Origin of the sequence: Bacillus sp. hwrm1, assembly GCF_040207805.1 — a bacterium.
Classification (GTDB): Bacteria; Bacillota; Bacilli; order Bacillales; family Bacillaceae; genus Bacillus; species Bacillus velezensis.
On the sequence record NZ_CP157943.1, the window covers coordinates 791,710 to 815,634 of the forward strand.

General features: G+C 46.3%; 28 protein-coding genes, 1 pseudogene and 1 riboswitch. Of the genes and pseudogenes, 20 read left to right on the forward strand and 9 right to left on the reverse strand.

The genetic code is table 11. The features are described 5' to 3' along the window. Positions 1 to 11 precede the first annotated feature (11 nt). Both ABK447_RS04060 and ABK447_RS04065 read right to left on the reverse strand, forming a co-directional pair. Entirely contained in the window at positions 12 to 476 is a 465-nt protein-coding gene (locus ABK447_RS04060) for a Dps family protein (RefSeq protein ID WP_007410071.1), read from the reverse strand. A gap of 89 nt (positions 477 to 565) precedes the next feature. Further along, positions 566 to 1,408, reverse strand: a complete 843-nt coding sequence (locus tag ABK447_RS04065; protein WP_012118400.1) for an oxidoreductase — start codon at positions 1,406 to 1,408, stop codon at positions 566 to 568. A 130-nt stretch (positions 1,409 to 1,538) separates the two neighbouring features. Here ABK447_RS04065 and ABK447_RS04070 point away from each other — a divergent pair, with 130 nt between their 5' ends. The 4 genes and pseudogenes from ABK447_RS04070 (at position 1,539) to ABK447_RS04085 (ending at position 5,125) form a co-directional block, all read left to right on the forward strand. Further along, a complete protein-coding gene (locus ABK447_RS04070) occupies positions 1,539 to 3,320 on the forward strand; it encodes a M3 family oligoendopeptidase (RefSeq protein WP_038464261.1) in 1,782 nt (593 codons plus the stop codon). A gap of 118 nt (positions 3,321 to 3,438) precedes the next feature. Then, positions 3,439 to 3,876, forward strand: a complete 438-nt coding sequence (locus ABK447_RS04075; RefSeq protein ID WP_012118398.1) for a YusW family protein — start codon at positions 3,439 to 3,441, stop codon at positions 3,874 to 3,876. Between the two features lie 154 nt (positions 3,877 to 4,030). Then, positions 4,031 to 4,855, forward strand: a complete 825-nt coding sequence (locus tag ABK447_RS04080) for an ABC transporter ATP-binding protein (RefSeq protein ID WP_012118397.1) — start codon at positions 4,031 to 4,033, stop codon at positions 4,853 to 4,855. A gap of 2 nt (positions 4,856 to 4,857) precedes the next feature. Further along, a pseudogene (locus ABK447_RS04085) lies at positions 4,858 to 5,125 on the forward strand (YusU family protein). 193 nt (positions 5,126 to 5,318) lie between these two features. Here ABK447_RS04085 and ABK447_RS04090 read toward each other — a convergent pair. Both ABK447_RS04090 and ABK447_RS04095 read right to left on the reverse strand, forming a co-directional pair. Next, entirely contained in the window at positions 5,319 to 6,359 is a 1,041-nt protein-coding gene (locus ABK447_RS04090) for a ketopantoate reductase family protein (protein WP_025285238.1), read from the reverse strand. A gap of 13 nt (positions 6,360 to 6,372) precedes the next feature. Further along, positions 6,373 to 7,119: an acetoacetate decarboxylase gene (locus ABK447_RS04095; RefSeq protein WP_012118395.1), complete on the reverse strand. Its 747-nt coding sequence runs from the start codon at positions 7,117 to 7,119 to the stop codon at positions 6,373 to 6,375. A 121-nt stretch (positions 7,120 to 7,240) separates the two neighbouring features. Between ABK447_RS04095 and ABK447_RS04100 the strand changes: the two genes are divergently transcribed. Next, positions 7,241 to 8,128, forward strand: coding sequence for a LysR family transcriptional regulator (locus tag ABK447_RS04100; protein ID WP_015240544.1), 888 nt, complete (start codon positions 7,241 to 7,243; stop codon positions 8,126 to 8,128). A gap of 115 nt (positions 8,129 to 8,243) precedes the next feature. On the opposite strand, the gene ABK447_RS04105 is transcribed toward ABK447_RS04100, so the two are convergent. The 4 genes from ABK447_RS04105 to ABK447_RS04120 all read right to left on the reverse strand — a co-directional run bounded on the left by ABK447_RS04105 (position 8,244) and on the right by ABK447_RS04120 (position 11,061). Then, complete coding sequence (locus ABK447_RS04105; RefSeq protein WP_007410079.1) at positions 8,244 to 9,839, reverse strand: MDR family MFS transporter; 1,596 nt, start codon at positions 9,837 to 9,839, stop codon at positions 8,244 to 8,246. 20 nt (positions 9,840 to 9,859) lie between these two features. Next, positions 9,860 to 10,321, reverse strand: coding sequence for a MarR family winged helix-turn-helix transcriptional regulator (locus ABK447_RS04110; protein ID WP_003151828.1), 462 nt, complete (start codon positions 10,319 to 10,321; stop codon positions 9,860 to 9,862). 138 nt (positions 10,322 to 10,459) lie between these two features. Further along, positions 10,460 to 10,792, reverse strand: coding sequence for a spore coat protein (locus ABK447_RS04115; protein ID WP_003151830.1), 333 nt, complete (start codon positions 10,790 to 10,792; stop codon positions 10,460 to 10,462). A gap of 11 nt (positions 10,793 to 10,803) precedes the next feature. Further along, positions 10,804 to 11,061 carry a hypothetical protein gene (locus ABK447_RS04120; RefSeq protein ID WP_015418171.1) on the reverse strand — a complete coding sequence of 86 codons (258 nt, stop codon included), beginning with the start codon at positions 11,059 to 11,061 and terminating at the stop codon, positions 10,804 to 10,806. Positions 11,062 to 11,150: 89 nt separating this feature from the next. On the opposite strand from ABK447_RS04120, the gene ABK447_RS04125 reads away from it, so the two are divergent. After that, positions 11,151 to 12,059, forward strand: a complete 909-nt coding sequence (locus ABK447_RS04125; RefSeq protein WP_038459767.1) for a proline dehydrogenase family protein — start codon at positions 11,151 to 11,153, stop codon at positions 12,057 to 12,059. A gap of 29 nt (positions 12,060 to 12,088) precedes the next feature. On the opposite strand, the gene ABK447_RS04130 is transcribed toward ABK447_RS04125, so the two are convergent. Next, positions 12,089 to 12,229 (reverse strand): YuzL family protein, encoded by a 141-nt coding sequence (locus ABK447_RS04130; protein WP_003151836.1) that lies wholly within the window; start codon positions 12,227 to 12,229, stop codon positions 12,089 to 12,091. A 190-nt stretch (positions 12,230 to 12,419) separates the two neighbouring features. Here ABK447_RS04130 and ABK447_RS04135 point away from each other — a divergent pair, with 190 nt between their 5' ends. From ABK447_RS04135 to ABK447_RS04200, 14 genes are all read left to right on the forward strand, one after another. Next, positions 12,420 to 14,789 (forward strand): 3-hydroxyacyl-CoA dehydrogenase/enoyl-CoA hydratase family protein, encoded by a 2,370-nt coding sequence (locus tag ABK447_RS04135; protein WP_038464257.1) that lies wholly within the window; start codon positions 12,420 to 12,422, stop codon positions 14,787 to 14,789. Positions 14,790 to 14,799: 10 nt separating this feature from the next. Beyond that, a complete protein-coding gene (locus tag ABK447_RS04140) occupies positions 14,800 to 15,975 on the forward strand; it encodes an acetyl-CoA C-acetyltransferase (protein WP_003151841.1) in 1,176 nt (391 codons plus the stop codon). 18 nt (positions 15,976 to 15,993) lie between these two features. Continuing rightward, entirely contained in the window at positions 15,994 to 17,778 is a 1,785-nt protein-coding gene (locus ABK447_RS04145; protein WP_015418167.1) for an acyl-CoA dehydrogenase family protein, read from the forward strand. Positions 17,779 to 17,891: 113 nt separating this feature from the next. Further along, a complete protein-coding gene (locus ABK447_RS04150; protein ID WP_003151843.1) occupies positions 17,892 to 18,248 on the forward strand; it encodes an arsenate reductase family protein in 357 nt (118 codons plus the stop codon). A 59-nt stretch (positions 18,249 to 18,307) separates the two neighbouring features. Then, positions 18,308 to 18,691, forward strand: a complete 384-nt coding sequence (gene gcvH / locus ABK447_RS04155) for a glycine cleavage system protein GcvH (RefSeq protein WP_003151844.1) — start codon at positions 18,308 to 18,310, stop codon at positions 18,689 to 18,691. A gap of 54 nt (positions 18,692 to 18,745) precedes the next feature. Next, positions 18,746 to 18,982 carry a YusG family protein gene (locus ABK447_RS04160; protein ID WP_003151845.1) on the forward strand — a complete coding sequence of 79 codons (237 nt, stop codon included), beginning with the start codon at positions 18,746 to 18,748 and terminating at the stop codon, positions 18,980 to 18,982. A gap of 69 nt (positions 18,983 to 19,051) precedes the next feature. After that, positions 19,052 to 19,417, forward strand: coding sequence for a toprim domain-containing protein (locus tag ABK447_RS04165; RefSeq protein WP_032869737.1), 366 nt, complete (start codon positions 19,052 to 19,054; stop codon positions 19,415 to 19,417). A 2-nt stretch (positions 19,418 to 19,419) separates the two neighbouring features. Next, positions 19,420 to 19,740, forward strand: a complete 321-nt coding sequence (locus ABK447_RS04170) for a thioredoxin family protein (RefSeq protein ID WP_003151847.1) — start codon at positions 19,420 to 19,422, stop codon at positions 19,738 to 19,740. A 96-nt stretch (positions 19,741 to 19,836) separates the two neighbouring features. Continuing rightward, positions 19,837 to 20,187, forward strand: coding sequence for an SCP2 sterol-binding domain-containing protein (locus ABK447_RS04175; protein ID WP_007410085.1), 351 nt, complete (start codon positions 19,837 to 19,839; stop codon positions 20,185 to 20,187). Positions 20,188 to 20,297: 110 nt separating this feature from the next. Beyond that, a riboswitch (SAM riboswitch) is annotated at positions 20,298 to 20,404 on the forward strand. A 105-nt stretch (positions 20,405 to 20,509) separates the two neighbouring features. Beyond that, positions 20,510 to 21,535: a methionine ABC transporter ATP-binding protein MetN gene (gene metN, locus ABK447_RS04180; protein WP_003151850.1), complete on the forward strand. Its 1,026-nt coding sequence runs from the start codon at positions 20,510 to 20,512 to the stop codon at positions 21,533 to 21,535. Then, entirely contained in the window at positions 21,528 to 22,196 is a 669-nt protein-coding gene (locus tag ABK447_RS04185) for a methionine ABC transporter permease (RefSeq protein ID WP_012118383.1), read from the forward strand. The genes metN and ABK447_RS04185 overlap by 8 nt, the downstream gene beginning before the upstream one ends. 13 nt (positions 22,197 to 22,209) lie before the next feature. Next, on the forward strand, positions 22,210 to 23,025 hold the full coding sequence (gene metQ, locus ABK447_RS04190; RefSeq protein ID WP_012118382.1) for a methionine ABC transporter substrate-binding lipoprotein MetQ: 816 nt from the start codon (positions 22,210 to 22,212) through the stop codon (positions 23,023 to 23,025). A gap of 93 nt (positions 23,026 to 23,118) precedes the next feature. After that, positions 23,119 to 23,496: a carboxymuconolactone decarboxylase family protein gene (locus tag ABK447_RS04195; protein WP_029973602.1), complete on the forward strand. Its 378-nt coding sequence runs from the start codon at positions 23,119 to 23,121 to the stop codon at positions 23,494 to 23,496. A gap of 192 nt (positions 23,497 to 23,688) precedes the next feature. Next, on the forward strand, positions 23,689 to 23,841 hold the full coding sequence (locus tag ABK447_RS04200; protein ID WP_003151857.1) for a hypothetical protein: 153 nt from the start codon (positions 23,689 to 23,691) through the stop codon (positions 23,839 to 23,841). Positions 23,842 to 23,925: the final 84 nt, after the last annotated feature.

Here is a 23,925-nt window from a genome sequence, read left to right on the forward strand (position 1 = left end):
AGCTTTTTTCGTTATTCTCCCAAGTAGGCTGACAGCATCCACACATGCTTGTCCGCTTCTTCAACTAATCCGACAAACAGGTCGGCAGTTGACGGGTCATTTTGTTCCTCGGCGATGCCGATGACAAATTTTGATTCGCGGCTGATTTGTTTATAGTCTTGAACCAGTGATTCCACCATTTCAGAAGCCGTTTTTTCCTGACCTTCATCCGTAATGGAAGCTTGTTCAAGGTAAGTGTGTAAAGTCGCCGCAGGCTGTCCGCCGATGGCCAGAAGTCGCTCTGCGATGGCATCCGCCGTTTCCGCCGCTTCGTTATACAGTTCTTCAAATTTTTCATGAAGCGTAAAGAAGTGCGGGCCTTTTACATACCAATGGAAGCGGTGCAGTTTAGAGTAAAGGATAAACCAGTTTGATAATTGTGTGTTCATTGATTTCTCAACAAGAGTTTCAGTTTTTTTCGCGTTTTGTGTATTCATATTCATCGTCCTCCCTGTGATCTGTTAATTTAATTATATCACATATCAAATAAAAATAAATACTAAATTATAATTATTATAATTTAGGTTTAAGTGAACAGCTTTTTCTTTATAATCGATTCCCAGGCGGACCACGGAAAGAGTGAGCGGAAAGCCAATGTCAGCTTAACGCCCCTGCCGATCGGATACCGCAGTTTCTTCAGCCGTTTCCTTTGTGCCAACTGATAAATCAGCTCCGCTACGTCATCAGGATCGCCGCTTTTGGATGCGTTGGCTTTGAAGTAAGCTTCTATTTGCTGATAATAGCGGTAATAAGGCGAATCTTTGCCGGGTGCCGTAAGATGATTGGAGAGAGACGTTTCCCATATAGATGTTTTGTAGGAGCCCGGTTCTATTAAAGCGGCATCAATTCCTAAAGGCAGCAGTTCGAGGCGCAGGCTCTCTGTAAACCCTTCAACCGCGAATTTGGAAGAGACATACGGAGATAGAGCCGGAAAACCGGTCAGTCCGCTGATACTGCTGATATTGAAGATTTTCGCCCCGCTATGTTTTCGCATATAAGGCAGCACGGTTTTTGTGACGTGAATCAGACCGAATACATTTGATTCATACTGCTGTCTGTAATGTTCCATCAGCACATCGTCAATAAACCCCCCGTACGCAGTGCCGGCGTTATTGACGAGCAGGTCAATCGGTCCGAAACCGCTGATGGTGTTCCCGAAGTCAGACACCGACTGCTCATTTGTCACATCTAAAGAAACGACCGTAACATGTTCGGATGCACCCGCTTGAGCGGCGGCCTCTTTCAGTATTTCAGCTTTCTCCGGCTGTCTGGCTGTTGCGATGACGTGATAAGACCGGGCGAGCTTCAGCGCTGTCAGCAGCCCGAATCCGCTCGTCGCGCCGGTTACAATGGCAATTTTTCTGTTCATAATAATCCTCCCCGTTTGTTCTTATCTCATAGTGTATAACATCTCGCAGAAAGAAGGAGAAATCGTTCGGAAATATGTCAGAATTGTTTTATAATGGAGTCAGCTTCGGATAGAAAGGGGTAAAGAAAAGATGGCATTAGAGGGATTGAAGGAAACATGGGATTTAAACTCCATTTTTGAGGGCGGGAGCCGGTCGGAAGAGTTTCAGCAATACATACAAGAGCTCAAAAATCATCTAAGCGCTTTTCAACATGCGGTTGAAGCGTTTACGGTTCCAACGCATGCGGATGAAAGCCGGGAGCTGATCAATCTGATTGATAGGTTTGAACGGTCGGCGATCATGATCAGGCAGGCGGGAGCGTTCGTCGGCTGTCTTCAGGCTCAGAACACTCATGATCAGAAAGCGAATGAATGGAGGGCGCGGATCAATCAGCTGAGCAGTGATTTTAAATCCGCTCTGGTCACCCTTGACGATACACTTGCCCGGATTGACGAGCGGGTCTGGGAGGAGCTGCTGCAAAAACCGGAACTTCAGGATCTCACATATGTTTTAAATGAGAGAAGAGACCGTGTCAAAGAGAAGCTCAGCGCTTCAGAAGAAAGGCTGATTGAAGGCCTGGCCGTTGACGGCTATCACGCATGGGGCGACCTGTATAATGCGGCTGTCGGCAGAATGAAGATTCCGTTTGAGGATAAAGAGCTGTCGGTCGGCCAAGCAGAAAATATGATGGCGCACCCGGACCGGCGGATCAGACGTCAAGTGTTCAAAGAGCTTAATGAAGCGTGGAAAGGAGAAGAGGAGCTTTTCGGCAGCACGCTGAACCATCTGGCCGGCTTCCGTACGGAAATCTATAAAGCGCGGGGCTGGAAAAGCGCTTTGGAAGAACCGCTTGCGATCAACCGGATGAAAAAAGAAACGCTGGATGTCATGTGGCAGGTCATTACCGATCATAAAAAGCCTTTTGCCGAATACCTGAATCGAAAGGCGTCTCTTTTAGGGCTTGAGCGGCTGAACTGGTATGATGTGGACGCGCCGATCGGCGAGGCTCCGAAAGAATACACATATGATGAAGCGGCCAATCTGATCGTCAGCCAATTTTCGACGTTTGGCAAAAAGCTGTCCGCATTTACGGAAAAAGCGTTCCGTGATCGGTGGATAGAAGCGGAAGACCGCAGCGGCAAACGGGTCGGCGGTTTCTGCACCAGCTTTCCCGACAGCGGAGAATCCCGGATTTTTATGACGTTTTCCGGAAGCGCTTCGAATGTATCGACGCTGGCGCATGAGCTCGGTCACGCGTTCCATCAGGAGGCCATGCTTCAAGTGCGGCAGCTGAACAGAGCCTACGCTATGAATGTGGCTGAAACAGCCTCGACCTTTGCGGAAATGATCGTCGCCGACGCCGCTTTGAAACAAGCGGAGACAAAGGATGAAAAGGTGTTCTTGCTTGAAGATAAAATTCAAAGAAGCGTAGCCATGTTTATGAATATTCATGCGAGATTTTTATTTGAAACGCGTTTTTATGAAGAGCGCAAGCAGGGCGTCGTTCCGGCTGAGAAACTGAATGAACTGATGGAAGCGGCGCAGAAAGAAGCATTTTGCGATTCATTAGGGGAATACCACCCTCATTTCTGGGCGTCAAAACTGCATTTTCATATTACGGGAGTGCCGTTTTACAACTTTCCGTATACGTTCGGTTATTTATTTTCGCTTGGAATATATGCAAGAGCTCTTCGGGAAAAAGCGGATTTTGAAGAAAAATATATCGCGCTTTTGTGTGACACGGCTTCGATGACTGTTGAGGATTTGGCGATGAAGCACCTTGGAGCGGATCTGACGGAACGGTCGTTTTGGGAAGACGCGGTCCGCCTTGCCGTACAGGATGTGCAGGAATTTTTAGAGCTGACTGAATGATAATCTTGAGATGAACCGGCCGGAGTGTTATCGCTCCGGTTCTTTTTTGTTTAATGAATGACAGCCGCCTCCCTTGGAAATACCTAAAAACGATCGGAATGGAATGGGAGTGAACCGCATGAAATGGATCAGAACGGCGGGCGTTTTATGTCTTACGCTGATGCTGATTGCCGGCTGCCGATTGAATGAAGAAAAACGGGAAGCGGAACAAGACAGCACACCCGTATCATCCGCGAAGCCGGTTCCTTACAGCAGCTTTTCCCTTCGCGTCAGCTACGGAGCCGGAGAGCATAACCGCTATGAAGGTTTGTATGAAAGAAAAGACGGTCATGAAAAGGCTGACATCCGGGACAAGCTCTCAGGGGTTCACAGAGAGGGCGAGGAAGCGCTTGATGAAATGAAGATGATCCTTGGAGAACTTGCCGTAAACAGCCGGATGCAGGAAAGCGAGGTCGTCCGGCAGGTGCTCTCGGCTTTTAATTTGGACAGCCGCTATGACCATTTTTATCTGAAACTGAAAAAGAATGATGGAGAAATGACAGAAATAAAAAAATAACCGCCGTCCGCTGTTTTTTGCCCAAAACTAATTGATAATGATATTCAGAGTCATTAATTTCTGTTACAATATAATCATGATCTCACGTTGAATGTTTAGGCAATTTGTTTATATACATAGTGTTGGGAAACTCAAAAAAGGAGCGGTTAGCGGTATGAGTGCAATTTCTACAGAGACGCTGAGCTTAGGGTACGGAGAAACTGTTATCATTGACGAATTGGATGTCGCGATTCCAAAAGGCGAAATCACTGTATTGATCGGAAGCAACGGCTGCGGAAAATCGACGCTTTTACGTTCATTGGCCCGGCTGATGAAACCGAGGGGCGGTTCTGTGCTTTTAGAAGGAAAAGCCATCGCTAAGCTTCCGACGAAGGAAGTGGCAAGAGAGCTCGCTATTTTGCCGCAGAGTCCGTCAGCTCCCGAAGGCCTGACGGTGCATCAGCTTGTGAAGCAGGGAAGATACCCTTATCAAAGCTGGCTGAAGCAATGGTCCAAAGAGGACGAAGACGCAGTGGCAAAAGCGCTTAAAGCGACGAAGCTTGAGGAAATGGCCGACCGTCCGGTGGATTCCTTGTCAGGCGGACAGCGCCAGCGCGCATGGATTGCGATGACACTCGCTCAGGATACGGATATCATTCTGCTTGACGAGCCGACAACCTATCTCGACATGACGCATCAAATTGAAATTCTTGATTTGCTGTTTGAATTAAATGAAAAAGAAAAACGCACAATCGTCATGGTGCTGCACGACCTGAATCTGGCATGCCGTTATGCCCATTATCTGGTCGCCATTAAGGATAAACAGATTTACGCAGAGGGCCGTCCCGAAGAAGTCATCACTTGCGAGCTTGTACAGCAGGTCTTTGCGATGAACTGCCAGGTAACGCAAGACCCGCTGTTCGGCACGCCGCTTTGCATTCCGCACGGACGCGGCAGATGTATCGTGCAGGAAGCGGCCCTCACCGCCCGATTGTCATAATCATGAAAAAGGGAAGGGAACGGTATGGAAGAAAAACTGCAGCAGCAGCTGGACGGCCTGCTTGAGAAATACACGGAACTATTGCTTGGCGAAACAAACCCGGATGTAAAGGAAGAAGTCAGGCAGTGGATTTTGTATACACATATCGCAAAAAGCATGCCTCCGCTCGTCAAACATTGGAATCAATCCTACCCGGACGCCAAAGAGGGCATCAAAGCTGCGATACAGCATATTAAACAGCTCAATGAAGCACACAGAAAAAAACAATAAAAAAGCTTTCGGCATCAAAGAGAGGTGCCGGAAGCTTTTTTTGCTGAAAAGGAATCAATAAAGGCTTCGTTCAATTCATAGGCGAAGAACTTTAATATAACTAATGCACCCGTTTGTTTACGTATATTTCTTCCGCTTGCTGAACCAAGAAAAAAGGACCGCCGCAGCAATCCCTTTCTCTCTTTCCTATATATCACATTTCCTTTCGGATACGTAATAACTCTTCAAATGCTTTTATATTTGTATCAAAATTGGGCACTGTTTGAGATTCCTCGGCACATTTGACTTGTGCTACAACCAAATCATGAAAAGGTGTTGAAATGCCAGTACCTTCTGCCATTTTGGGAATAACTCCATTAATATAATCAATTTCAGTTTTGCGTTTTTTCTCAAGATCCTGGAGCATACTTGCTCTTAGCAGCCTAGATGGTTCCATGGCTGACCTAAATGTTTGGATACGTTCAGGAATATCATTTTCACTTCTTAATTCCAAAGATTCTAAATCAAGGCCGCCCATTTTCGCAAATTTGACACCATTGGCGTGTCCAACCTTAATCGTCTCATCTGCGATATGAACTGCACTAACAATGCCGATTTCATGGTCAAGAATGTCTCCGTATTCTCCGTTTAATGCAGCCGATAAACCACTGAATGCATTATTGATAAGTAATTTTGACCACTTCGTTCCAACTAAATTATCGGAAATATGTGTTCCGCCGATAAGGTCTAAAACCGATTTAATACGCTGGATTCTTTCTGTTGTTTCACCATGTAATTCTCCAATTTGAAAAGCGTACTCTTTAAATTGAGTATACTCAGTTGTAAGTCTGGATACGCCTGGTTCAATAAATGTAGCACCAAATTCAACAGAACCTGCAATAACACGTTCATCACCAACGATCGAAGCAACTTTCTGTTCAGGTATACCGTTTTGCAAGGAACATACTACACTGTCATCCTTTAAAAAAGGCAGTAACTCTTTAAGGATGGAGTCATTATATAATTGTTTCGTCAGAAGTAATATTAAATCATACTTGCCTGATTTGTTTTCAGGGGTGATGGCTTTCACCTTTGCTTGAAATTCCGTTGTACCAACTACTTTAGCACCAATTTGATTTAGAGTATCTACATGTTCTTTGTACGAATCAATCAATTCGACATCCATTCCGCCAGCAGACAGATATGCTCCAACTATGGTTCCTAAAGAACCTGCTCCTAAAACTGCAATTCTCATTGTAAACGTCTCCTTATTTTTCCTCTAAGTAGTTATAAACCGGCTGTGCTGCATTTAAGGTTAAATCTGTAAGGATATGAGATGCTGAAACGACTTCTAATACAGGCAAATCTGCAAGAGGTGCCAGAGCATGTTCAAATAATTGAAGCCGCGCCGGTCCAGTCCAGGCACCTTTAACTTCTATATTCGTTATTTGCGTCCGCACCAAATCACAAACCCTTAAATCACCATTGTAATCAGTAGCAATCTTAACCATAAAATTAGGTCGGCAAATTTCCCTTTTCGCTTTTTCCTTGTCCATTTCGAAATGTTTATATCCCATAGTGGCAGTTGCCACACGAAGACTGCCATAATCCAATGTGCCAACAAGAGTATCAGAGTCTATATACAGCTTAGGGGCACCCAATTTCTTTGGATATGCAGTAAGTTCCCGTCCGCTTGCAATAGCCGGGAAATTGTCAACATACATAGAATGTACATAATCTCCTTCTTCACCATTAAAGCTGACAGGGATGACTTGTCCTGCCTCTGTATAGGCACCAAGTCCGGAAACATCGGGCATCCACATCACTTCGAATTTCACTAAAGGTTCAGTAATTTCAAGAGGTTCCGGCACTGCTGCACGTAAAGCTTTTTCATCCGTTCGGTAAATAATATTTAAATATTCACGGTTAACAAATTTATAATTTGGGATAGGATAAGCAGGGGCTGTTAGTGGCGTATTTAAATTTTTTGCTATATCTTTCACATCAATTTTCATTGAATGACACCCTTTCCTTTTCTTTAACTATGCTATTATCTTACATTCGCATTTACATTTAATCCAATACATAATAAGGTATATATATATTTATTGAAATAAATGAGGGGGGTGCAGACAGATGGAATTGCTGCAGCTAAAATACTTTCAGACGGTTGCCTATACTGAACATATCTCTAAAGCAGCAGAACAATTAAAGATTGCCCAGCCTTCTTTAAGTCTCACTATAAAAAGACTTGAGAATGAACTGGGAACAACCTTGTTTGAGAGAAAAGGCAGAAATATTAAGCTGAGTTCAGCAGGGAAAATTCTTTTAAAACGTGTAAACAGGATTTTTACTGAGATTGAAAATGCACAAACGGAAATTCAATTGGAGGAACATCGAATTTCTGACACCATCAGAATATCTATTTCCAATCCAAGATTCCTTGCAGGACTGATGAGTGAATATATCAACCGCTCTCCTCAATCAAAAATTCTCCAAGCAATCGGAGTTAAAAGCGAGATCATAACAAGTTTAAAAAAAGGGGACATTGATTTAGGAATAACAGGTCATCCGATTCAAGATGAAGAGATAGAGAGTAGTGTGCTGGTAAATGAAGATATTGTTCTGGCTTTGCCCTCAAACCACCGATTTACGGGTAAAACAGAAATTTCTTTACGCCTTGTCGCCGATGAACCATTTATTACCCTTGCTAATAATGAAGAGTATAGCGGTTTTACAGCCTCGCTTTGTGAGAAAGCTGGTTTCACCCCAAATATTGCATTTGAGGCAGATTCTCATTTACTGGTCGAGATTATAAAGCTGGATCAAGGTGTGGCGTTGCTTCCTATTTCAGTTTGCAGAACATTGGGGCTGAATTTTATAAAAGTGACTGATCACTCTGCTTCATATCCAGTCGGCTTATCTTGGATGAGACATAAGCTGTTATCTTCTTCGGTAAGAAATTTTCGTGACTTTATTATGTCGTACTATAAAGATAACTATGAAATGTTTAAGGTTTATTGAAGGATTTCATCACTATTTTTTTGAAATTTTCACCCCCCATTTCCAATGAGGCGGAAGACTGGTCATTCCCAGATGATATAAAAAAATCCCGCGGCATCCGCGGGATTTTTCTTTGTTAAACGGCTTTCGCCTTTTCTTCTTGTTTGCCTGTCTTTTTGTTTGTCAGTTTAATTGATTTAACAAACAGCGTGAGGATCAATCCGGCAGCGATAAAGGCCAGGCCTGTGAAAAACACGCTGTGAAGCGAATCCATCAGTGACGTTTTCAAAACCGGCACGATATGGGAAGAAAATGCGGCCGGAATCTGCTTAATCGATTCCTGGCTGAACAAGGATTGAAGCAGCCCTTCAGGATTCTTGTCAATCATACCTTTAAACTGGGCGGCAAAGGCACTTGCCTGTTTCGGCAGTGAGTCTAAGTAAGGCACCAGTCTGTCGGTTAAAAGGCTTCCTGATCTGGCATTCATGACAGCGCCGAGCACCGTAATGCCGAACGTTCCCCCGATCATCCGGAAAAATTGGCTTGAAGAGGTCACAACACCCAGCTCTTCTTTTGAAAACGTTTCTTGCAGAGCGAGCGTGAGAAGCGGCATGACGAGCCCCATTCCCAGACCGATCACGGCCATATAGCATGTAGCCGCGAGCTTGCTTGTATCCAGCTGCAAAGTCGTTAATAAGAAGAAGCCGACGGCCATGATCAGCATGCCGATCATGATTTGCGGTTTAATACCGATCTTATAAACCAGCTGGCCTCCGATAATACTTGTGATAATCATAGATACCATCATCGGCGTCATAATCGTGCCGGACGCGGTGGCGCTGACTCCGATAATTCCCTGCATAAAGAAAGGAACGAACGTAACGGCGCCGAACATGCCGATACTCATGAAAAAGCCGATCAGATTCAGTACGGTAAACGTTCTGTTTTTAAACAGGTACATTGGCAGAATCGGTTCTTTTGCTTTGATTTCAGCGAAAATGAATCCGACAATCCCGGCAAGTGCAAGCGCAAAGAGACCGAGAATCTGCCAAGAGCCCCATGCGTAATCCTTTCCTCCGAAGCTGAGCGCGAGGAGGAGGCTGACGATTCCGACGATCATTGTGAAAATGCCGGCGATGTCAAAGTTAATCGGCCCGGTCTGTTTTCTGCCTTGAAGTCCTCTTGCGATAAAGATCACGGCTAAAATTCCGACAGGCAGGTTGATATAGAAAACCCATTTCCAATTTAATGAGTCAACAATCCAGCCCCCGATTTGCGGGCCGATCACGGAAGCAAGCCCGTAAATCGCTCCGAAAAGCCCTTGGAACTTGGCACGCTGTTTCCCTGTGAACAAATCCCCGATGACGATCATAGCCATCGGCATCATGACACCGCCGCCGATTCCCTGAAGTCCGCGGAAAATAATCAGTTCCGTCATGTTGCTGGCCATTCCGCACAGTGCGGAAGCTCCCATAAAAATCAATAAACCTGATACATAGACGACGCGGCGCCCCAATAAATCTGCAAGTTTCCCCGCAATCGGAACGATCGTCGTCGAAGTTAAAAGATATGCCGTGGTCAGCCACGTCATCATGCTTAATCCCCCGAGGTCACCCACGATTTTAGGAATCGCCGTTCCTACGATGGTGCCGTCAAGGGCTGAGAAAAACATGGCGATAATTAAGCCGGTTATTAATAATGTGCGTTTTGGATCTTTCTTTTCAATGCTCATGTTTCGGCAGCTCCTCTTTTCTATTCGTTTTCTTTTTGATCAGCCGCGTATTTCTCGGCTGCTTCCGCTACTTTGCGGATGATGTTCACGGACTGAATCAGTTCATCGTCAGTCAGAACGGATAGGTTTCGCGCCAGTATCGCTTTCCGTCCTTCCACAACATCTTCGAATTTTGTTTCGCCTTTTTTGGTGAGGCTGATGTCGATGACGCGTCTGTCCTGCTGGTTATGTTTGCGGACGATAAGTCCTTTTTGTTCGAGGCGGTCGGCCATCAGCGTCACTGCGCTCGGCTTTACCTCCATGCGTTCCGCAATTTCGGAAACTTTGCAGCTCCCGTGTTTTTTCAGGCTGGCTAAAACAAATAATTGGGCAGGCGTCACCTCGTGTTTTGCCATGCTTTCCACCATTTCGGGCTGTATGTTTTGCAGCAGCGTCTGAAGAGATTTCTGGATATCAGACACATATTGATCCGCGTTTTTCATAACTCCTCCTCATCTTGTTCCTCGAGAAAATAATTAACATTAGTTAAATATAAATAAGGATTAATGACAAGTCAATCTTTTTGTGCAAAAATAAAAAAAGGATTGATGCTTGTCGAAAACATCAAATCCTTCTTCGTTTTACTGCTGGTAGGGAGACTGCTGCTGAATGGTCTGCCGGAACTTCTGATACGATTGCTGAAGCTTTTGGGTATCGGCTGCTTCAATGGAATACCAGCCATTTTGAAACATCACATCGTATAATCTTCTTTGCGCTTTTTGTGACTCATCGAAAATCGCCTGAATATCTTGATAAAGAGACTCGTGGCTGAACTCGTGCAGGGCTGTGCAATATGAAGCCGTGATGTATTTTTCCGTCGTCAGCAGCTCATTCACCAAGTCTCTGTCATTCATTTGCGCCGTATTGGGCACGGGCGTTTGCGGATTCGTGATTTTTTGGTTTTGCTGTTCCATGTATTGTCCTCCTATTGCATATAGCCTGTTGTTGTCTGTCCGCCTTGATCGGGGTTCAAGCGGCCCAATATGTGCTGATAATGCTTCTGATGCATCCGGCCGATCTGATCAAGCTCTTGTTTTAACGTCTGATTCTGGCAGTGTTCCGCCATAAAATGCGCTTTTTTCATGGCAAGCAGATTCCAGTTCAGCATGTCCTCAAGATACAAATGGTCTTTCGTTGAGATGACGGCAGGCGGCAAGTTTCCGTGCTGCTCTTGGTTGTTCATATAAACGCCTCCTTCAATTCTGTTCTTTTTAGCTTTCTCTGCGACCGGAAATTCATACACGAATAAAAGAAAAAGGAGGGAGTTCATCCTTGCTGCGGAGCATATGTTTATTTTTGTCGAAAAATAAAATGCTTACAAAATTCGCCCAGGCTTACGGAATCCGCTTCGGTGCGGGAAGGTTCGTTGCAGGGGAAACACTCACGGAAGCTGTGAAAACGGTAAAGCGGCTGAACCAAAAAGGGCTGTCGGCTTCGATTGATTATCTAGGTGAATATGCGGGTTCAGAGAAGGATGCGAGAAGGACGGCGGAAGAATGTAAAAAAGCAATCAGGGCGATTGCCGAGAATCAACTGGATTGTGAGCTGTCGCTGAAATTAACATCCATCGGTCTGGATATTTCCGAGAAGCTCGCGGAACAGCATGTCAGAGACATATTGACGGAGGCAAAAGAACGCGGCGTGCCTGTAACGATTGATATGGAGGACTATTCAAGATGCGGCCGTACGCTTGAGCTGTATAAGCGGTGCAAGCCGGATTTCCCGATGCTCGGCACCGTCATTCAGGCTTATTTGTACCGCGCAGCTGAAGACATCAGCGGTCTGATGCCATACAAGCCGCGGCTCAGGCTTGTAAAAGGCGCTTATAAAGAATCGGCGGCCGTTGCATTCCCTGATAAAAGTGCAACCGATCTTCATTTTCAGCAGCTGATTAAGCTGCAGCTTTTGAGCGGCCATGAAACGGCGGTGGCGACACATGATGATGACATCATTTCTTTTACGAAAACACTCATCAGCGAACATCAGATTCCCCGGGAGCAGTTTGAATTCCAAATGCTGTACGGCATCAGAACGGAGCGCCAGAAGGAGCTTGCCGAAGAAGGATACAGGATGAGGGTGTATGTCCCGTACGGAACCGATTGGTACGGGTACCTGATGAGAAGAATTGCCGAGCGCCCGGCAAATGCGGCATTTGTGCTGAAAGGGATCTTCAAAAAATAACGGCTGCTCCAAAAAGCAGCCGCAGCATGTTATTCCATGTTGTCTTTTTTATATTGCTGATTTTGGCTCGTCCGTTTGCCGCCGCCGTATTTTTGCTTCGGTCCCGCATTTCCTTTCATGCTGGCCGCGCTCACTGCGGCAGAAGACGGATCTTTTCTCCCTCGCACCATTCCCTTCACCTCCGGGTTTAAGTTTCCCGCCCGCGCCATGGAACATGCGGAAGCAGAAAAATTTAAAAAAATTCCATATTTGCTATTGAAGTCATCCTGAAAATCTTTTAAGATGTAAGAAGAAAAGGGTTTCATTTTTTTTGCCGAAAAAATGAATGACTATTCATTCAAAGTTCAAGGGGGATGACTCATGCACAAGTTTATAAAGAAAGCAGCCGTTCTCGGATCAGGCGTCATGGGGTCCGGAATTGCCGCGCACTTGGCTAACATCGGAATTCCCGTCCTGCTGCTTGATATTGTGCCAAACGAGCTGACAAAGGATGAGATGAAAAAAGGGCTGACATTAGAAAGCCCGGAGGTCCGCAGCAGACTGAGCCGATCGGCCATGCAAAAGCTGCTGAAGCAAAAACCGGCGCCGCTGACTTCGGCTGCCAATCTCGACTATATAACGGCGGGGAATTTGGAAGATGACGCAGCTCAATTGAAGGATGCTGATTGGATTATTGAAGTCGTCGTCGAAAATCTTGACGTAAAAAAACAGATTTTCTCACTCGTTGATGAATACCGGAAACCGGGAAGCATCGTGTCGAGCAATACGTCCGGTATCTCCGTCACAAAAATGGCGGAAGGCCGATCTGCCGATTTTAAAGCTCATTTCTTAGGAACCCATTTCTTTAATCCGGCCCGCTACTTAAAGCTTCTGGAAATCATTCCGATTCAGGAAACAGATCCTGACGTGCTGGAGTTTATGACTTCATTTGCAGAAAACACGCTCGGGAAAGGGGTCGTCATCGCAAAAGACACGCCTAACTTTATCGCCAACCGCATCGGTACGTACGGCCTGCTGGTCACGGTAAGAGAAATGCTTTCTTCCGGCTGCCGCATCGGCGAGGTGGACACGGTGACCGGGCCTTTGATCGGCAGACCGAAAAGCGCGACCTTCAGAACCCTTGACGTTGTGGGGCTAGATACTTTCGCCCATGTGGCAAAAAATGTGTATGATAAAGCCGATGGCGCTGAAAAAGACATGTTTAAGCTTCCTGAATTTATGAATGACATGCTGAAAAACAATTGGCTGGGCAGCAAATCAGGCCAAGGTTTTTACAAAAAAGAAGGTAAAACAATATATGAACTCGATCCGCTGACCATGACATACGGTGAGCGCTCGAAAATGAAGACACCCGCTTTAGAAGCCGCCAAACAGGCAAAGGGTGCCAAAGGCAAAATGAAAGCGCTTATATACTCTGATGACCGCGCCGGGCGCCTGCTTTGGAATATTACATCGCAAACACTCTTATACTCAGCCCGGCTTTTAGGTGAGATCGCTGATGATATCAAAGCAATTGATGACGCCATGAAATGGGGCTTCGGATGGGAGCTCGGACCGTTTGAGATGTGGGATGCCATCGGCGTCAGAAAATCAGCGGAGCGGCTCGAGGAAGAAGGCGCAGCACTCCCCGGCTGGGTGAAAGAAATGCTTAATCAGGGCCATGAAACATTTTATATGAAGGAAAACGGAACACCATTTTACTATTCAGACGGCCAATACAGGGCTGTGAAAGAAAATCCGAAACGGATCAGCCTGCAAACGTTAAAAGAAACAAAAGGCGTTATCACTAAAAACAGCGGAGCAAGTCTGATTGATCTCGGCGATGATGTCGCGCTGCTGGAATTTCATACGAAAAGCAACGCGATCGGCTTAGACATTATTCAGATGATTGACAATGCGCTTGAGGAAACGGAGCGGAATTATAAAGGTCTTGTCATCGGTAACCAAGGCAGACATTTCTGCGCGGGGGCAAACCTTGCGATGATTTTGATGGAAGCTCAGGATGATAACTTCATGGAAGTCGATTTTGTCATCCGCCGTTTTCAGCAGACGATGCTGAACATCAAATACAGCGCTAAACCCGTTGTCGCGGCGCCATTTGGGATGACACTCGGCGGCGGCACGGAAGTCTGTCTCCCGGCGGCACGCGTTCAGGCGGCGAGCGAATCGTATATGGGTCTTGTTGAAACCGGCGTCGGCCTTATTCCGGGCGGCGGAGGAAACAAAGAGCTGTACATGAATTATTTGGACGGCGGAAGTGAACTGATGGACGCAGCGATTAAAACCTTCGAAACAATCGCGCTTGCCAAAGTGTCCGGTTCGGCACACGAAGCCCGTGATATGAAGATTTTGTCCGCGGCAGACCGTATCAGCATGAATCAGGATCACCTGCTGCACGATGCGAAACAGCTGGCTGCTTCCTTATATGACAGCGGATACCGCCCGCCTGCCCGCAAAAAAGTGAAAGTCACCGGGGAAACCGGGTGTGCGGCATTACTGCTCGGAGCAGACCAAATGAGACGGTCGGGTTATTTATCCGATCACGATATGAAGATTGCGAAGAAGCTGGCCCATGTCATTGCCGGCGGAAGAGTCCCGTTCGGCACGGAGGTTTCAGAAGAATATTTACTCGAGATTGAAAGAGAAGCCTTTTTAAGCCTCGCTGGCGAGGCGAAATCTCAAGCGAGAATGCAGCATATGCTCGTCAAAGGCAAACCTTTACGGAACTAGGAGGGTGTTTATGAGAGAAGCAGTCATTGTGGCCGGTGCGAGAACTCCGGTCGGTAAAGCGAAAAAAGGATCGCTTGCAGCCGTTCGTCCTGATGATTTAGGAGCGCTTTGTGTAAAAGAAACGCTGAAACGGGCAGGCGGCTATGAAGGAAATATCGATGACTTAATTATCGGATGTGCAACACCTGAAGCCGAACAAGGATTAAATATGGCGCGGAATATCGGTGCGCTGGCGGGGCTTCCTCATACGGTGCCGGCCATTACGGTGAACCGCTATTGCTCTTCCGGGCTCCAATCCATCGCTTACGGTGCTGAAAAAATCATGATCGGCGCGGGTGACACCGTCATTGCGGGCGGTGCGGAATCCATGTCGCAAGTTCCGATGATGGGGCATGTGACACGGCCGAATATCGCTTTGGCGGAGCATGCGCCTGAGTATTACATGAGCATGGGGCACACAGCGGAGCAGGTAGCCGAAACGTACGGCGTATCCAGAGAAGACCAGGATGCATTTGCCGTCCGCAGCCATCAGAATGCCGCAAAAGCCCTTAAAGAAGGGAAATTCAATGACGAAATCGTGCCGGTTGAAGTATCGCTGACAGAAGTCGGTGATGACCATAAGCCGCGGAAAAAACAATTTACCTTTTCTCAAGATGAAGGCGTTCGTCCCGGCACATCGGCTGATGTCTTGGCGAAGCTCCGTCCGGCTTTTTCTAAAACGGGAACCGTGACGGCCGGGAACTCTTCACAAACAAGTGACGGCGCGGCGGCTGTCATGCTGATGGATCGCGAAAAAGCTTCGTCGCTCGGATTGGCGCCGCTTGTCAAATTCCGTTCCTTTGCCGTAGGGGGCGTTCCGCCTGAGGTAATGGGGATCGGTCCGATTGAAGCCATTCCGCGGGCGCTCAAGCTTGCCGGACTCGAATTACAGGATATCGGGCTTTTTGAATTGAATGAGGCCTTTGCTTCACAGGCCATTCAAGTCATCAGATCGCTTGGGATAGATGAAGAAAAAGTGAACGTCAACGGAGGCGCCATCGCGCTCGGACATCCGCTCGGATGCACGGGAACGAAGCTGACCCTGTCACTCATTCATGAAATGAAACGGAGAAACGAGCAATTCGGCGTGGTGACGATGTGCATCGGAGGCGGCATGGGAGCTGCCGGCGTATTTGAACTCATTTAAAAAAAGGGGGAAACGAACATGAAACAGGAAACGGTCAACGTCAAAAAAGGCGGCAGCTTTCTGATTGAAGAGACGGGATATGATCAAATATTCACTCCGGAGGACTTTACAGACGAACACAAAATGATCGGCAAAACGACAGAAGACTATGTCGTAAACGATGTGCTTCCTTATATCGATGAAATTGAAAATCATCAGTTCGAGCATTCGGTCAGACTGCTGAAAAAAGCCGGAGATCTCGGCCTCCTCGGAGCAGACGTGCCTGAAGAGTACGGCGGAATCGGCCTGGATAAAATCAGTTCAGCCTTCATTACGGAAAAGTTTTCACGTGCCGGCAGCTTTTCGCTGTCTTACGGCGCTCACGTCGGGATCGGCTCATTGCCGATCGTGTTCTTCGGAACGGAAGAACAGAAAAAAACCTATTTGCCGGACTTGGCTTCAGGACAAAGAATCGCGGCATACGCCTTAACTGAGCCCGGTTCAGGTTCAGATGCCCTCGGCGCGAAAACCACGGCTGTTTTGAATGAAGCGGGCACACACTATATTCTTAACGGAGAAAAGCAATGGATTACAAACTCCGCCTTTGCAGATGTCTTTGTCGTCTACGCTAAAGTGGACGGAGATAAGTTTTCTGCATTTATCGTAGAAAAGAACTATCCGGGCGTGTCAACGGGACCGGAAGAGAAAAAAATGGGGATTAAGGGTTCATCGACAAGAACGCTGATTTTAGATCAGGCGGAAGTCCCGAAAGAAAACCTTCTCGGCGAAATCGGAAAAGGACATGTCATCGCTTTTAATATCCTGAATATCGGGCGCTACAAGCTTGCCGTCGGCACAATCGGCGCTTCAAAACGGGTGATTGAGCTGTCTGCCGCTTATGCAAACCAGCGCCGTCAATTTAAAACGCCGATCTCAAGCTTCACGCTCACTCAGGAAAAGCTTGCGACGATGTCAGCTCGGCTTTACGCGATGGAGAGCTCTGTATACAGAACAGTGGGCTTATTCGAAGATAATATGAGCAGACTGACGGAAGCGGAGCAAAAAGACGGACGCGAAGTCGCGAAGTCAATCGCCGAGTACGCGATTGAATGCTCGCTCAACAAAATGTGCGGTTCTGAAACGCTTGATTATATTGCCGACGAAGGCGTTCAAATTCACGGCGGTTACGGATTTATGCAGGAATATGAAGTGGAACGCGCCTATCGCGACTCAAGAATCAACAGAATTTTTGAAGGCACAAATGAAATCAACCGCCTGATCGTAACGAGCACGTTCCTGAAAAAAGCCGTAAAAGGTCAGCTGCCGCTCTTTGAAAAAGCAAAAGCGCTCCAAGAAGAACTCATGATGCTGATGCCTGAAGAGCCGGGCTCAGAACCTCTTGAACAGGAAAAATACATTGTCAGACAGGCGAAAAAGATCGCCCTCTTGACAGCGGGTCTCGCGGCGCAGAAATACGGCAAAGAGATCGAAGGCGAGCAGGAAATCATGGTGAACATTGCCGATATTGTCAGCGCGCTGTACGCTTTGGAGTCAGCCGTCCTCAGAACGGAAAAAGCAATTGCGGCGGACGGTGCCGAAAAAGCCGCGCAGAAGCTGTTATATACGGAAATCTTTGCTCAGGAAGCCCTTCAGAACATTGAAGCGCACGCCAAAGAATCACTGATCGCCATGGAGGAAGGAGATTCCCTCCGCATGATGCTTTCCGTGTTGCGCAAACTGACGCGCCTGACGCCGAAAAACCTCATTCAGAAAAAACGTGAAGCGGCAGCCGCCGTCTTCCGTGAAGAAAAATATACGGTCTGATCACATGCTGAAAGCGCTCCTTCATCAGGGGCGCTTTTTCATGAAGCAACGTTATAGGTTTTTACAAGTGATTGTGTTAAAATAACGACGATCATTTACAAGGGGTGAAGAAGATGTCGTTAAATTTTTACTGGTACCCTAAATGCGGAACGTGCCGTAATGCGAAAAAATGGCTGGAAGACCGCGGTAAGGAAATAAACGAAATACATATCGCGGAGGAAACTCCGTCGAAAGAAGAAATTAAAGACCTTTATGAAAAGAGCGGTCTTGAGCTCAAAAAGTTTTTCAACACGAGCGGAATGAAATACCGCGAGCTGAACTTAAAGGAAAAACTGTACCACATGTCAGAGGATGAACAGCTTGAACTCCTGGCATCAGACGGTATGCTCCTGAAACGCCCGATTACGACAGACGGCGAAAAAGTCACTGTCGGCTTTAAAGAAGACCAATTCGAAAAATATTGGATGTAATGCCAGGTTCAAAGAATTATGGTATCTTCTTATTATAAGAAAAAAATGGAGGGATTTAGATGAGCACACCGAAAGATATGCGTTATTCCAAAGAGCACGAATGGGTCAAAGTTGAGGACGGAAAAGCCCGCATCGGGATTACACATTTCGCGCAAGCCGAACTTGGCGACATCGTCTTTGTCGAGCTTCCGGAAGTCGGCGCCGAAATTAAAGCGGACGAGCCATTCGGCAGCGTGGAATCCGTCAAAACCGTATCCGAACTGTACGCACCGATTAACGGAACGGTGACGGAAGTGAACGAAGACCTTGATGACAGTCCTGAATTCGTAAACGAGTCTCCGTATGAAAAAGCGTGGATGATCGTCGTGGAACCGGCTGATGCTGAAGAAATCGAAAACCTCATGACTTCCGAGCAATATGACGAAATGACACAGGAAGACTGATCGGATAGCAAAGGGGCCATTTGGACATTCTATCTGTAACGGGAGGTGTCTAAAATGGCTTTTGATAAACAAAAGGTCGATGTGACGGAGAACGTTACGGGCCGCTTTCAAAACGGCCGGTTTTCCTTGTTTCATGAAAATGAAGCCATCGGCGAGATGACAGGCATGGACCAGTACGAGCTCAAACAGGGCTTTTCATTTGAAAATCAAAAATTTTATAAAACAGCCGATGTCATAAACGGCAGCGATCCGAAATATGTCGATTGCGATTATGAGAATGGCTGGTGTTAACAGTTGGCGGTGAATTTCACTGCCTTCTTTTTCAATCTGACGCTAAAACAATCGGCAGGTGACGCGCTTATGTACAACGGAGATGAAAAGGTCATTATCGTAGAAGGAAAATCTGATAAAATCAAAGTCAGGGAAGTGCTCATCGAACCCGCGGAAATCATCTGTACAAACGGGACGATCGGCCAAACCGAACTGGAAGATTTGGCGGACCGCCTGTTTGACAGAGACGTCTATATTTTAACGGACGCAGATGACTCCGGAGAAAAATTAAGAAAACAGCTGAAACGGGAGCTTCCCGAAGCGCGCCATATTTATATAGACAGAACATACAGGCAAGTCGAGTCGTGCCCGGGCCATCATCTCGCATCTGTGCTGATCAGAGCCGGCTTTGATGCTGACACTGTATTTTTGAAAAAGAACGACCTGAGGTGGTAATCATGAAAGAACTCCAAGAAAATGAACTCGAATCGATTCAGGATGACGTTTATCTCCTGTATTTGTACACCCCGTTTTGCGGCACATGCCAGCTGGCGTCCAAAATGCTTACTGTCGTCGAAGAAATGCTGCCCGGCGCCGCCTTCTATAAAAACAACGTGAATTATTCCCCCGCATTCGCCAAAGCCTATCAGATTGAAAGCGTTCCGTGCTTTTTGCTGTTTAAAGGCGGAGAGCTTGTTGAGAAAGGATACGCCTTCCGCTCCGTTTCCTATTTATATGAGCTGATTAAACAAAAAACATCGCAAACGTTCCCGATGTGACAATATTTACAGGAAAATGTCGTGCGGTTTATAAAGGGTTCTGTCCGTTAAAAAGAGAAAGTGTATGTATGGCCATTAAAACGGGAGGTTATACGAGTGGAGAAAATAGAAGTTTCAGAGAATGACGGACAGCATCTGTTTTTGAAACCGCTATTAAACGCCTCAACGCTGCTGATTACATTCCAAGGAGAAACAGAAGCCTTAACGGTCTCAATTAACGGACAGGGAGAAATGAGAAAAACGTCGGTTTCAAAGGAAAAATCTAATTTGACCTTTTACGGAAACCAGACGGAAATCATTCATCTCCTGCATGGTGATGTCTCTTTGCAAAAGCTTATCCAAAGCGGAAAACTCAAAGTGAAAGGATCATTCAGAGCTCTGCTGAAGCTGGAGGCCATCCTCTGGCTGACAAACGGATTTTTTCAGGCGATCAGTAAACGGCCGTAACTGCCAATCTACTATGTGACAATAGCTTCCAATATTTATTTTATTGACTTTTTATCATTCGCCGTGCTATTCTACAGTAAGAATTTCCGGACGAAAATACGATATGTTTTCTCTTATCAAGAGAGGTGGAGGGAAGTGCCCTATGAAGCCCGGCAACCATCAACAATGTTGAAATGGTGCCAATTCACTCGAAGCGGTCTGCTTTGAAAGATGAGAGAAAGGCCTTTTTCAATAAGCCTTTCTGCTCATTTTTGCAGAAAGGCTTTTCTTTTGCGGAGAAACCCGGAAGATTTCTTAGAATAGTGTAAGGCGGGTGATTGCTTTGATCCATCTTCAAAATGTTTCAAAAATTTACAAAGCGAAGCATGGGGATGTCAATGCTGTCCAAGATGTCACTCTTGATATCAAAAAGGGCGAAATATTTGGAATTATAGGATATAGCGGAGCTGGTAAAAGTTCCTTAATCCGTCTCCTGAACGGCCTTGAAAAGCCGACGTCGGGAACCGTGGAAGTCGCGGGGACGGAATTAAATAAAGTAAGCAGCCGCGGGCTGAGAAAAGCGCGCCAGGAAATCAGCATGATCTTCCAGCATTTTAACCTTCTGTGGTCGCGCACCGTTCGGGAGAACATTATGTTCCCGCTGGAAATCGCAGGCGTGAAAAAAAGCGAACGGGTCCGCCGCGCTGATGAATTGATTAAACTGGTCGGATTAGAGGGGAAAGAAAAATCTTATCCGTCGCAGCTGAGCGGCGGTCAAAAGCAGCGTGTCGGCATCGCCCGGGCGCTCGCCAATAATCCGAAAGTCCTTCTGTGCGATGAAGCGACATCAGCGCTTGATCCGCAGACGACCGATTCAATTTTGGATCTTTTATCCGATATAAATGACAGACTCGGTCTGACGATCGTGCTCATTACCCATGAAATGCATGTCATCCGAAAAATCTGCAACAGAGTCGCCGTCATGGAAAACGGGAAAGTCGTTGAAGAAGGCGAAGTACTCCAAGTTTTCAGAAACCCGCGCGAACCGATGACCAAGCGTTTCGTTCAGCAGGTGACAGAACCGGAGGAGACGAAAGAAACCATCCAGCATTTTCTGCAGGAAACAGCGACAGGAAAAACGATTCAGCTTTCATTTGTCGGGCAGGCCGCTGAGCAGCCCCTCATTACGGAAATGATCCGAAACTTTGATGTGGACGTCAATATTCTGCAGGGGAAAATTTCACAGACGAAGGACGGAGCCTACGGTTCTTTATTCATTCATATTGACGGTCAGGAAAAAGAAGTAGAAAACGTGATCCGGTTCATCAAAGACAAACAGGTAGAAGCAGAGGTGATCACAAATGTTTGAAAAATGGTTCCCGAACGTTGATATAACCGAGCTGTGGACGGCCACATACGAGACCCTTTATATGACGGTCATCGCATTAGTTTTTTCATTTGTCATTGGAGCGATTCTCGGTCTTCTGCTCTTTTTAACGGGCAAGGGAAGCTTATGGGAAAATAAAATCATTAACACCGTGATTGCGGCGGTCGTTAATATTTTCAGGTCTATTCCGTTTCTTATTTTAATTATTCTGCTTCTCGGCTTTACTAAGATTTTGGTCGGATCGATTTTAGGACCGAACGCCGCATTGCCGGCGCTGATTATCGGCTCCGCGCCGTTTTACGCCCGTCTTGCGGAAATTGCGCTCCGGGAAGTCGATAAAGGAGTCATCGAAGCTGCCAGATCAATGGGAGCAAAGACATCGACGATTATCTTCAAAGTGCTGATTCCTGAATCAATGCCTGCTTTAATTTCAGGCATCACCGTTACGGCCATCGCCCTGATCGGATCTACCGCCATTGCCGGCGCCATCGGTTCAGGCGGACTCGGAAACCTTGCATATGTAGAAGGCTACCAGTCCAATAATACGGATGTAACGTTTGTAGCGACAGTATTTATACTCATCATCGTCTTTATCATTCAGATTATCGGTGATGTGATTACAAATATAATAGACAAAAGATAAGGGAGGATTTACATTGAAAAAGATTGTATTAAGTGCGCTGCTGCTTGTGTTCGCGGGAGTTTTGGCTGCCTGCGGATCAAACGGCTCAAATAAAAAGGAAATCGTCGTCGCCGCGACAAAAACACCGCATGCTGAAATCTTAAAAGAAGCGGAACCGCTCTTGAAGGAAAAAGGCTATACATTAAAAGTAAAAGTGCTGAACGATTACAAAATGTACAACAAAGCGTTAGCTGATAATGAAGTGGATGCGAACTACTTCCAGCATGTTCCTTACCTTGAACAGGAAATGAAAGAAAATAAAGATTACAAACTCGTGAATGCCGGAGCCGTTCACCTTGAGCCATTCGGAATTTACACGAAAAAATACAAATCACTGAAAGACCTGCCTAAAGGCGCGACCATCATCATGACTAACAATGTCGCTGAACAAGGCCGTATGCTGGCGATGCTTGAAAAAGCCGGACTGATCACACTTGATCCGAAGGTAAAAACGATTGAAGCCACTACGAAGAACATTACGAAAAATCCGAAAAACCTGACATTCAAAAAAATCGCCCCTGAATTAACGGCGAAAGCATATAATGAAGAAGAAGGCGATGCAGTCTTCATTAACGTCAACTATGCGATTCAAAACAAACTGAATCCGTTAAAAGATGCGATTCAAGTGGAATCAACGAAAAACAACCCATATGCAAACATCATCGCCGTACGCAAAGGTGACGAAAAATCAGAGAAAATCAAAGCGCTTATGGAAGTGCTTCACTCTAAGAAAATCAAAGACTTTATTGAGAAAAAATACGACGGAGCCGTGCTTCCCGTATCTGAATAAAGCAAAAACCCCGGATGAATCATCCGGGGTTTTTTTCGGGTATTAATCGGAGAACTGTCCATAATAAAAAGGAAGGTTAACTTATTGGAGGGAATGGCAGTGGCTCAATACCAGGATAACGGAAAAAGCGTGCATGACGCATTGAAACAATATAAAGAAGGTTTAGGTATATTCGAGCAAAAAATGCCGATGATGGGGCGGAAGTTTAATGAATTTACTGAACAGTGTTTCTCAGCGGATTCATTAACTGAAAAAGAGAAACAATTAATCGCTCTGGGCATCAGCATCAGCGCTCAAGATGAATTTTGCATGATTTATCATACGAAGGGCTGCCTTGACCAAGGGGCGACAGAAGAAAACATTCTTGAGGTCATCGGCGTCGCGGCGGCATTCGGGGGCGGTGCGGCTCTCAGTCAGGGAGTGACCCTCGTGCAGCAGTGTATTCAGGAATTCGGACATACGACGCATTAGAAAGAGCAATCGTGTGAATACCGTTTTTCAGATAAAGCGAGCGCCGGATTCCGGCACATTCGAAAGGATTCAGGGGCACACTCTCTTTGGCCGGAGCAGCGGATCATTGTTACAATAGAAACAAATAGATGAAGGGATTGATTCATTATCTGCACCAGCCACGAGAGACTGGACCTTGACTATACGCCTGAAATGGAAAAAGCGATGCAGAAGTCACACGGCATCGGCTACGAGGAATACGGACGGCGTCTTTCAAAAAGGATGGAAGTCGAACGGCAGAGGGAGCTTGAATATCAAAAAAGCAAGTTCCTCGCAGCGCAGCTTAATGAGAAAATCGGTCAGTAAAAAAGGGTGGATTTCCGCCCTTTTTCTGTTTCAAACAGCTTTAATTACGCCTTGATCTTTGATAAACTTTAGGAATGTTCCGGG